Here is a 6,674-nt window from a genome sequence, read left to right as displayed (position 1 = left end):
ACTAAACGTCGCCGTCCTCGTCGAAAACCGCTTCAATATCACGAGCGCCGTGCAGGACTCGCTCAATGCGCACATTATCGCCTTCAGCCACGTAGAAAACTACATAGTGCTGGAACGGAATTGAACGCAGATTTGGCATTAGCGAGGATCGGAGCGCGCCGCCGCGCGGTGCGTCGGCAATGCGCCCACACCGTACTCTGAGCGCGGCCACAAAACGCCGAGCCGCAGCTGGGTTTTCAGCATGGATATAGTCGCCGATTTCCTCGACATCCCTTGCGGCGGCAGGTGAGAATGTGACAGCCATTACTTATGGCTTGTGTCGCGGTACTTCGCTTCCAGCTGGTCAAGAACCTCCGATGCCGGAATGCCGGGGCCGCTTTCTTTCCCCTTGCGGATATCATCACGCAAAGCAGCAAGCTTCGCCTGCCGCTGCTCCTCGCGCTCCTCAAGGAGGCGCAGGCTATCACGTACGACTTCGCTGGCGCTTGCATAGCGGCCGCTTTCGACGAGCTCGCGTACCAGTGCCTCATAGCGAGAACCGATGTTATAGCTTGCTGGCATGGCTCAGTTCCTTGCTATTATCCATTCTTATTAATTTATGATAAGCGCGGCCGAGCCGGTTGCCAAGTCAATACGGGCTCGCCACATCCCCCGTCTCAACATACATCGCCTTCAGCTGCGAATAGTGCGCCAGCGCGGCAAGCGAGTTCTCGCGGCCGATGCCGGACTGCTTGACGCCGCCGAAGGGCATTTCTACCGGCGTCAGATTGTAGGCGTTGATCCAGCAGGTGCCGGCCTGCAGCTCGGCGATCACCCGGTGGGCGCGCGGCAGGTCGCGTGTGAAGACGCCCGCCGCAAGGCCGAATTCGGTATCGTTGGCGCGCTCGATGACCTCGTCCTCGCTGTCGAACTTGAGCACGCTCATCACCGGCCCGAAGATCTCCTCGCGCGCGATGCGCATGCCGTCGGCGACGCCGGTGAAAACCGTCGGCTCGATGAAGAAGCCGCCCTGAAAACCCTGCAGCGACGGCACGTTGCCGCCGCAGGCGAGCGTCGCGCCTTCCTGCTTGCCGGCCGCGATATAAGAGACGACCTTCTCCTGCTGCGCCTTGTTGACCATCGGCCCCATCTGCGTTTCCGGATCGAGCGGATCGCCGATGCGGATTCTCTTGGTGCGCTCGATCAGCCGGTCGACGAAGCGGTCATGGATGCCGCTCTGCACGAACACGCGCGTGCCGTTGGAGCAGATCTGCCCGGTCGAATAGAAATTGCCGAGCATGGCGCCGCCGATGGCGTTCTCGAGATCGGCATCGTCGAAGACGATCAGCGGCGACTTGCCGCCGAGCTCCATCGTCGCGTGCTTCATCTTCGAGCCGGCGAGCGACAGCACCTTGCGGCCGGTCGGCACCGAGCCGGTCACCGAAACCTTGGCCACCACGTCGTGGCTGACGAGGCCAGCGCCGACATCGCCAAAACCCTGGACGACGTTGAACAGCCCGTCGGGCAGCCCCGCCTCGCTGTAGATCTCGGCCAGCGCCAGTGCCGAAAGCGGCGTGTTCTCCGACGGCTTGAACACCATGGCATTGCCCATGGCCAAAGCCGGCGCCGATTTCCACCCGGCGATCTGGATCGGATAGTTCCAGGCGCCGATGCCGACGCACACACCGAGCGGCTCGCGCCGCGTATAGGCGAACGGCCCGCCGAGATCGATCATCTCGCCATTGAAGGCAGCGACCGCGCCGGCGAAATATTCCAGGCAATCGGCGGCCGAAGGCGCATCCGCCACCAGCGTCTCCTGGATCGCCTTGCCGGTGTCCAGCGTCTCGATGCGCGCCAGATCGGCATTGCGCGCGCGAAGGATGTCGGCGGCGCGGCGCAGGATGCGCCCGCGCTCGACCGGCTTCAGCCGCGCCCAGGCCGGCTGCGCCGCGCGCGCGGCCTCGATCGCCAGCTCCAGCACGTTTGGCGTCGCCGAATGCAGCGTCGCGATGGTCTCGCCGGTCGCCGGATAGATCACCGGCAGGCGCGCGCCGCCTTCGTCCTCGATATAGCGGCCGTTGACATAATGCGATGCCGTTGGCTGGGCGCGCATGGGCGGTTCTCCAGTTCTCTTTCGAGGGGCGAAGCGATCCGTCCGGATCATGCGCTATCTGTCGGCCACCTGCCAGCGCGGATTGATCCAGGGCTCCTGGTTGGACGGCGCAAGCGGCGTGCGGCCGAGGATGTGGTCGGACGCCTTCTCGCCGGTCATGATCGAGGGTGCGTTGAGATTGCCGTTGGTCACGCGCGGGAAGATCGAGGAGTCGGCGACGCGCAGACCCTCGACGCCGATCACGCGGCATTCCGGATCGACGACGCTGGTCAGGTCGTCGGCGCGGCCCATCCTGCAGGTACCGCAGGGGTGGTAGGCGCTCTCGGCATGGTCGCGGATGAAGGCGTCGAGCTCGTCGTCGGACTGCACATGGCTGCCCGGCGAAATCTCCTTGCCACGGAACCCATCGAACGCCTTCTGGCCAAAAATCTCGCGCGTCAGCCGGATGCAGTGGCGGAACTCGCTCCAGTCGTCCGGATGCGACATGTAGTTGAAGCGGATCACCGGCTTGGCAAGGGCGTCGGGAGAGCGCAGCGTCACCGAGCCACGCGACTTGGAACGCATCGGCCCGACATGCGCCTGGAAGCCGTGTGACTTCGCCGCCTTCTTGCCGTCATAGCGCACCGCCGCCGGGATGAAGTGATACTGGATATCGGGATAGTCGACGCCGGCCTGCGAGCGCACGAAGGCTGCGGCTTCAAAGTGGTTGGTGGCGCCGAGGCCCGTCTTGAAGAACAGCCACTGCGCGCCGATCATCGCCTTGGAGAAGGGATTGAGCACCGAATTCAGCGTGATCGGCCTGGTCGCTTCCTGCTGGATGTAGAGCTCCAGATGGTCCTGCAGATTGGCGCCGACGCCCGGCCGATCGGCGATGACCTTTATGCCGTTTTCCTGCAGATGCGCGCCGGGGCCGATGCCTGACAGCATCAGGATCTTGGGCGAATTGATCGAGGATGCCGCGACGATCACTTCGCGTCGCGCCTTAACGACCTGAATCTGTTTGTTAGCTTCGATCTCGACGCCGATGGCGCGTTGATTCTCGATCACCACACGTCGGGCGAAGCCCTTGACCAGCCTCACATTCTTTCGCTTGAGAGCCGGTTTCAGATAAGCGTTGGCCGCCGACCAGCGGCGGCCACCCCAAATGGTTTGCTCCATCGGGCCGAAACCTTCCTGCTTCGATCCGTTGTAGTCGTCGGTGAGCTCGAAACCGGCCTGGCGGCCTGCCTCCATGAAGGCGCCGTAGAGCGGGTTCTTGCGCGTGCCGCGCTGCACATGCAGCGGGCCGCCGTGGCCTCGCCAGCCGTCCTCGCCGCCGTCGGCATCCTCCATGCGCTTGAAATAGGGAAGCACATCGGCGAAGCCCCAGCCGGTCGCGCCCTGTTCGGCCCAGTGATCGAAGTCGCGCGCATGGCCGCGCACATAGACCATGCCGTTGATCGAGGACGAGCCGCCGATGACCTTGCCGCGCGGCGTGGCGAGCACGCGGCCGCCGAGATGCGGCTCAGGCTCGCTGGCGAAGCCCCAGTCATAGAGGCTCATATTGAGCGGGATCGACAGCGCCGACGGCATCTGGATCAGCGGTCCGATATCGGTGCCGCCGAACTCGATGACGATCACCGAGTGCTTGCCGTCCTCCGACAGCCGATAGGCCATGGCCGAGCCGGCGGAGCCGGAGCCGATGATGACGAAATCCGCTTCAAGCATTGTTCATATGAGCCATGAAATCGGCGAGCGAGACATTGCCGCCGGTTGCAACCACAAGGACGGTTTTGTCCTTCGCATCCACTTTGCCGCCAAGCAGTGCTGCCAGAGACGCCGCGCCCGAGGGCTCCAGCACCAGCTTCATCCGCTCGAAGGCGATCTTCATCGCGCGCCGCACCGAGGCGTCGTCGACGGTCACGCCGCGAACGCCGGCAGCACGCACCGCGGCGAACGGCGCCTCGCCGGGCTTGCGCGCCATCAGCCCGTCGCAGATCGATTTCGGCCCAATCGGCATGGTTTCGATCGCGCCATGCGCGAGCGACGAGCCCATGCCGTTGAAGCCTTCAGGCTCGACGGCGATGATCTCGGTTTTCGGCGACAGATAATGGAAGGCGAGCGAGACGCCGCCGATCAGCCCGCCGCCGCCGACCGAGCAGAAGACGAGGTCGGCGTGAGCCTTCTTGGCCGCCAACTGGTCGAGCGCTTCCAGCCCGGCGCCAGCCTGGCCGGCGACGATCTCGGGATCGTCGAAGGGATGGAGCAAGGTGAGCCCCTCGGTCTCGGCGATCTCGCGCGCCTTGGCGGCCGCGACTTCCTCGCGGGCGCGATCGCCATGGTCGGTGAGCACCACGCGCGCGCCATAGCCTGCGGTCGCGTCGCGTTTTGCGGCCGGCGCATCGATCGGCATGACGATGGTGACGGGAATGCCGAGCGCCTGGCCCGCGGCCGCCAGCCCTTGCGCGAAATTGCCGGAGGAATAGGCGACGACGCCCTTCTTCGCTTCGTCGGGCGACAGCCGCGTCAGCCGCCAATAGGCCCCGCGCACCTTGAAGGAGCCCGCCCATTGCAGCGATTCCGGCTTGACGAAGACGCGCGCTGCGCCCGTCTCCCTGGCAAGGGCAGCCGACTCCAGCAGCGGCGTCACCTGCGTTGCCGCGGACGTCACGGCATAGGCACGTTTCAGGTGGTCCAGGGTGGGAACGAGAATATCAGCCATCATTCGCCTCGCGGATAGCGTTTGCTTTCCTCGAGATTGTCGAGGTTCATGTGATTGCGCATGTAGCGCTCCGAGGCCTTCTGCAGCGGCTGGAAGTCCCACGGGTAGTAGGCGCCGTTGCGCAGGGCCGGATAGACGACCCAGCGGCGCGCCTGGCTTTCGCGGACCGAGGCGTCGAAACCGGTCATGTCCCAGCGCGCCCGGACTTTGTCCATGAAAGCGGCCACCAGGGCTGCGTTCGTCGCATCGTCGGCGAGGTTGTTACGCTCGAGCGGATCGGCATCGAGGTCGAACAGTTGCGGCGCGTCGAGCTCGCAATGGATGAACTTGTATTTGGCCTCGCGGATGGCGACCAGCGGCGCGTAGGAACCTTCGGCCGCATATTCCATCAGCACCGGCGCGGTGCGCGGCTTGCCGTCAAGCAGCGGCAGCAGCGACTGGCCGTCGGTCCACGGCGCGATCCCCGCGATGTCGATGCCGGCGAGGTCGCAGAGCGTCGGGGTCACGTCGAGGTTGGAGACAGGCGCTTTGACCAGCCCGGCCGGCACGCCTTTGCCGGCGATCATCAGCGGCACACGCGCGGACCCTTCGAAGAAGCTCATCTTGAACCACAGGCCGCGCTCGCCCAGCATGTCGCCATGATCCGAGCAGAACAGGATGGTGGTGTCGTCGAGCATGCGGGTACGCTTGAGAACGTCCAGCAGCTCGCCAAGCTTGTCGTCGACATAGGAAATGTTGGCGAAATAGCCACGCCGCGAGCGTCGCACTTGTTCGTCGGTGATCTCGAAAGATGCATAGTCGCTGGCGTGGTAAAGCCGTTGCGAATGCGTGTCCTGCTCGTCATACGGGATGAACGGTGTTTCCGGATCGAGCGCCTGGCAGTGTTCGTAGAGATCCCAGTACTGCTTGCGCGCGACATAGGGATCGTGAGGGTGGGACAGCGAAACGGTGAGGCACCAGGGCCGGCGGGCTGGATCGTCCTGCTCGCGCGAAAGCTGGTAGAGTTTTTGCTCCGCCAGGAACACGACCTCGTCGTCATACTCCATCTGGTTGGTGGTCTCGGCGACGCCGGCGCCGGTGACGGAGCCCAGATTGTGGTACCACCATTCGATGCGCTCGCCGGGCTTGCGATAGTCCGGTGTCCAGCCGAAATCGGCGGGATAGATGTCGGTGGTCAGCCGCTCCTCGAAGCCGTGCAACTGGTCCGGTCCGACGAAATGCATCTTGCCGGACAGGCAGGTGTAATAGCCGGCGGCGCGCAGATGATGCGCGAAGGTCGGGATCGAGGAAACGAACTCGGCCGCGTTGTCATAGACCCCCGTTCGCGAAGGCAACTGGCCGCTCATGAATGAGGCCCGGCCCGGCGCGCAGAGCGGCGAGGCCGTGTAGTTGTTGGCAAAGCGCGCCGAGCGCTGGGCGAGCGCCTTCAGATGCGGCGCATGCAGGAAATCGGCCGGCCCATCCCGGAACAGCGTTCCGTTGAGCTGATCGACCATGACGATCAGGAAATTGGGCCGTCGGGTCGTCAAGGCAGGCTCCGTCCGTTGAGCTTGGTTTCGAGATAGTCTTCAACCAGCGCGATCGCGCTCTGCGCGTTAGGCACGCCGTCCTTCAGCGCGCGCCGGATGTAGAGTCCGTCGATCAGTGCCGCCGTCGCTTCCGCGACGCGGTCCGCCTCGGCTTTAGGAAGGATGCCGGTCAGCCCGCTCATCAGGTTGGAATGCAGGCGCCGCGCATAGATGCGGAGCAGCCGCCGCAAGGCGGAGGACTTCTGCGCCTCGACATAGAAGGCGAGCCAGGCCGCGATCGTCTCCGACTGGAACTGCTCGTCGGAGAAGCTGACAGCGACGACGGCCGAGACGCGCTGGCGCGGCGTGGCGG

At 64.6% G+C, this 6,674-nt stretch carries 7 protein-coding genes; all 7 read right to left on the bottom strand.

Features of this window, described 5'->3' with window-relative positions:
* Position 1: 1 nt before the first annotated feature.
* Positions 2 to 304 (bottom strand): type II toxin-antitoxin system RelE/ParE family toxin, encoded by a 303-nt coding sequence (locus tag EOA38_RS24080; protein ID WP_127300405.1) that lies wholly within the window; start codon positions 302 to 304, stop codon positions 2 to 4.
* On the bottom strand, positions 304 to 561 hold the full coding sequence (locus EOA38_RS24075) for a type II toxin-antitoxin system ParD family antitoxin (protein ID WP_126095045.1): 258 nt from the start codon (positions 559 to 561) through the stop codon (positions 304 to 306). The genes EOA38_RS24080 and EOA38_RS24075 overlap by 1 nt, the downstream gene beginning before the upstream one ends.
* A gap of 67 nt (positions 562 to 628) precedes the next feature.
* Positions 629 to 2,092 carry a betaine-aldehyde dehydrogenase gene (gene betB / locus EOA38_RS24070; protein ID WP_127300404.1) on the bottom strand — a complete coding sequence of 488 codons (1,464 nt, stop codon included), beginning with the start codon at positions 2,090 to 2,092 and terminating at the stop codon, positions 629 to 631.
* 54 nt (positions 2,093 to 2,146) lie between these two features.
* The gene (gene betA / locus EOA38_RS24065) at positions 2,147 to 3,799 is read right to left on the bottom strand and encodes a choline dehydrogenase (RefSeq protein ID WP_127300403.1); all 1,653 of its coding nucleotides are present in this window, start codon (positions 3,797 to 3,799) and stop codon (positions 2,147 to 2,149) included.
* Positions 3,792 to 4,796, bottom strand: a complete 1,005-nt coding sequence (locus tag EOA38_RS24060) for a threonine/serine dehydratase (protein ID WP_189434843.1) — start codon at positions 4,794 to 4,796, stop codon at positions 3,792 to 3,794. The genes betA and EOA38_RS24060 overlap by 8 nt, the downstream gene beginning before the upstream one ends.
* Positions 4,793 to 6,322: a choline-sulfatase gene (betC, locus tag EOA38_RS24055; protein ID WP_127300401.1), complete on the bottom strand. Its 1,530-nt coding sequence runs from the start codon at positions 6,320 to 6,322 to the stop codon at positions 4,793 to 4,795. Before betC ends, EOA38_RS24060 begins: the two co-directional genes overlap by 4 nt.
* On the bottom strand, positions 6,319 to 6,674 hold a 356-nt coding region (betI, locus tag EOA38_RS24050; RefSeq protein WP_127300400.1), incomplete at its 5' end, for a transcriptional regulator BetI. The genes betC and betI, both read right to left, overlap by 4 nt.

Origin of the sequence: Mesorhizobium sp. M1E.F.Ca.ET.041.01.1.1, assembly GCF_003997355.1 — a bacterium.
In the GTDB taxonomy this organism is placed as follows: domain Bacteria; phylum Pseudomonadota; class Alphaproteobacteria; order Rhizobiales; family Rhizobiaceae; genus Mesorhizobium.
This window is presented reverse-complemented; position numbering and strand designations above follow the sequence as displayed.

Excerpts from the sequence above, each read along its gene's own strand:
- EOA38_RS24080 (WP_127300405.1), bottom strand. The coding sequence starts at position 304 with ATGGCTGTCACATTCTCACCTGCCGCCGCAAGGGATGTCGAGGAAATC.
- EOA38_RS24075 (WP_126095045.1), bottom strand. The coding sequence starts at position 561 with ATGCCAGCAAGCTATAACATCGGTTCTCGCTATGAGGCACTGGTACGC.
- betB (WP_127300404.1), bottom strand. The coding sequence starts at position 2,092 with ATGCGCGCCCAGCCAACGGCATCGCATTATGTCAACGGCCGCTATATC.
- betA (WP_127300403.1), bottom strand. The coding sequence starts at position 3,799 with ATGCTTGAAGCGGATTTCGTCATCATCGGCTCCGGCTCCGCCGGCTCG.
- EOA38_RS24060 (WP_189434843.1), bottom strand. The coding sequence starts at position 4,796 with ATGATGGCTGATATTCTCGTTCCCACCCTGGACCACCTGAAACGTGCC.